The organism is Galbibacter kalidii (genome assembly GCF_026241135.1).
Classification (GTDB): Bacteria; Bacteroidota; Bacteroidia; order Flavobacteriales; family Flavobacteriaceae; genus Galbibacter.
In genome coordinates this window covers 1-2,271 of the sequence record NZ_JAPFGA010000006.1, presented here as the reverse complement: position 1 = coordinate 2,271, position 2,271 = coordinate 1, and the positions used below count along the sequence as shown (strand labels likewise).

The 2,271-nt window shown below is 38.5% G+C and carries 3 protein-coding genes and 1 pseudogene; 1 reads left to right on the top strand and 3 read right to left on the bottom strand.

The window, feature by feature from the left end; all coding sequences use genetic code 11:
• Positions 1–523, bottom strand: a pseudogene (locus tag OOZ15_RS07770) (hypothetical protein); the annotation flags it as partial.
• Positions 524–1,354: 831 nt separating this feature from the next.
• Here OOZ15_RS07770 and OOZ15_RS07765 point away from each other — a divergent pair.
• Positions 1,355–1,525 carry a transposase gene (locus tag OOZ15_RS07765; RefSeq protein WP_416337313.1) on the top strand — a complete coding sequence of 57 codons (171 nt, stop codon included), beginning with the start codon at positions 1,355–1,357 and terminating at the stop codon, positions 1,523–1,525.
• On the opposite strand, the gene OOZ15_RS07760 is transcribed toward OOZ15_RS07765, so the two are convergent.
• Both OOZ15_RS07760 and OOZ15_RS07755 read right to left on the bottom strand, forming a co-directional pair.
• On the bottom strand, positions 1,512–1,886 hold the full coding sequence (locus OOZ15_RS07760) for a hypothetical protein (protein WP_265955588.1): 375 nt from the start codon (positions 1,884–1,886) through the stop codon (positions 1,512–1,514). The genes OOZ15_RS07765 and OOZ15_RS07760 overlap by 14 nt on opposite strands.
• A gap of 5 nt (positions 1,887–1,891) precedes the next feature.
• Positions 1,892–2,176, bottom strand: coding sequence for a hypothetical protein (locus OOZ15_RS07755; protein WP_265955586.1), 285 nt, complete (start codon positions 2,174–2,176; stop codon positions 1,892–1,894).
• Positions 2,177–2,271 lie beyond the last annotated feature (95 nt).

Here is a 2,271-nt window from a genome sequence, read left to right as displayed (position 1 = left end):
AGGTGGTCACCGTTTCGTTGCCCGCTACAAGCTGTTCCAAGTATTCCTCAAAGGTGTTGTAGGTGTTTCCGTCTATGGTCACCGGACCTTCGTTTAAAACCTGCTCAAACTGGTTTACCACAGAGGCAGGGACGTCTATAACCGTTATGGTGCCGTCCTCACTTACATAGGTGTAGGTACCATCGCCATTATCTGTTAGGAGGGTTACCGTTTCGTTGCTGGCGACAATATCGTCTATATTTGCCAAACGCACCCATTTGGCACCATCCCAATAGTGGTAACCGGGCGTTACATCGGCTACCGTGGCCGTGTTGTAAACTAATAAACTTTCTACATTGCCATTGGCAATGGTTGTAGCATCTGTACTGTTAATTAAAGCTAGTCTAGGGATCAAAACCCCTTTGTCACTTGCCACCACTTCTAATTGTGATGATGGATTAGGCAGTGGAGTCCCCACACCAACCTGAGCCCACGATACCAATACTATAAATTGAAAAAATAAAAAAATAACTATTCTTTTCATAATATCTAAATTTTAAAAATGTTTATTTGATTTGATTTTATTTGTATTTGCTATTATCTATCACCCACCATGATCAGCTTAGGTGAAGTGAAGAAATTCTTAGACTAAAGAAAGCCTTTAGCCTTTATATTATTAAGTTAGTTTTAATTCCAAACTCCAAGGTCTATAATTTCTGTTTTAGTGGAAGCCAAAACAATTACACCGTCATTAGGGTTTCACCCACCATCGTCATCGCTTTGGCAAACTGCTAAAAATAACAGGCACATAACGCTTATTAAAATGGAATGCTTTCTCATATCTGTTTTAAAATGTTTTAAAATGTTTTAAAAAAATTTAATTTCTCCATCACCTATATTTTGTATCATACCATGTATTTTATGGCTTTAGGAAGATTCAAATAAAGAGCAATTTCCACAATCACCCCATGTTACCCTATCCTGTTTTGGTTATTTATTAGACTAAATGCCATTTTTAGAAGACAAACGGTTTTTGATGTACAAATTTATTTTAACTAAAATCATTTGATCTAGAGTTTAAATCGAAATAGATAAGATTTTTATCTACATATATCATTGTAAAAAACCAATATATTCTTGGTGCTATTTGTTGATTTGAATGAATATGGGACTTACAATGGAACAAGTTTGTGAATGTATGTTGAGATAGAGAGGGGTTTTCAAATAAAGAAATTTCTCCTGTCTTAGAATTTCTATCAGAGAACCCGTTAGTATTTGAACAAATAGCAAGTTGTATTAATTATATCTGTAGGCTTCCCTAAAAACAGGACAGTTAATAATTCGAATTTACTAACTTTAAATTCAAACTGTCACCATGAAAAGCAGCAAATTTAGCGAGAGCCAAATCATCAAGGCCCTCAAAGAAAATGAACAAGGTAGATCTGTAGGATATCTGTCCAGAGAACTAGGCATTGATAAGAGTACATTCTACTACTGGCGCAAGAAGTATGGAGGTATGGAGCAGCAACAGCTCAAACGCCAGTAGTTGACGGCTCTTTCAACACATACACATTTTTAACGCCTGGTTTAGACATTAAAGCCTCAGCCAAAATATCAGCATTGCCTTGTTGAGCCAGTTCTTTAAACCCTTCGCCACGGCCTATCTCACCTGTTTTGTAAAGCGGGTTTTCCGCCCCTCCATATACTACCACTAATACTGGTGATAAAAGGGTAAAGGTTCCCGTTAGGCCTGAAAGGTAGCTGCCCATAACAGAATAATCGCCCGCCTCAGCTATTTCGGTCAATCCGTTGGCCGTTTGTTCACCTTCGGCATAAAGGGCATTGGGCAACAACTGATTGCCGACGGCAACATACGAAATGGCCCAACCCCCCGGGCTAAAAGGCATTTCGTTTATCGTTCCGCCCGTGTTGTTTGTAATGGTAAGCGTAACATGGAGTTACCGTTGTATTCAAGCGATACGTTCATCAATTGACCTGCCGGCAGGTAGGCATTGCCATAGTCGTCAGTAACCCCCACTTCTTTGATATCCTTTTCTTGAAAAACTGAAGGGGTGTTTTCCTCGCTTAGGACTTCAACAATTACACCGTCATTAGGGTTTTGCCCACCATCGTCATCGCTTTGGCAAGCTGCTAAAAACAACAGGCATATCATGCCTATAAAAATATTATGTTTCACCCGTTGTGCATTTTAAACAATGCTGATTTTAATATTATTGATATTTCTGTTGAAAATGAATTTATTGATGTACTGAATTACAGTGAGTGCCGTTA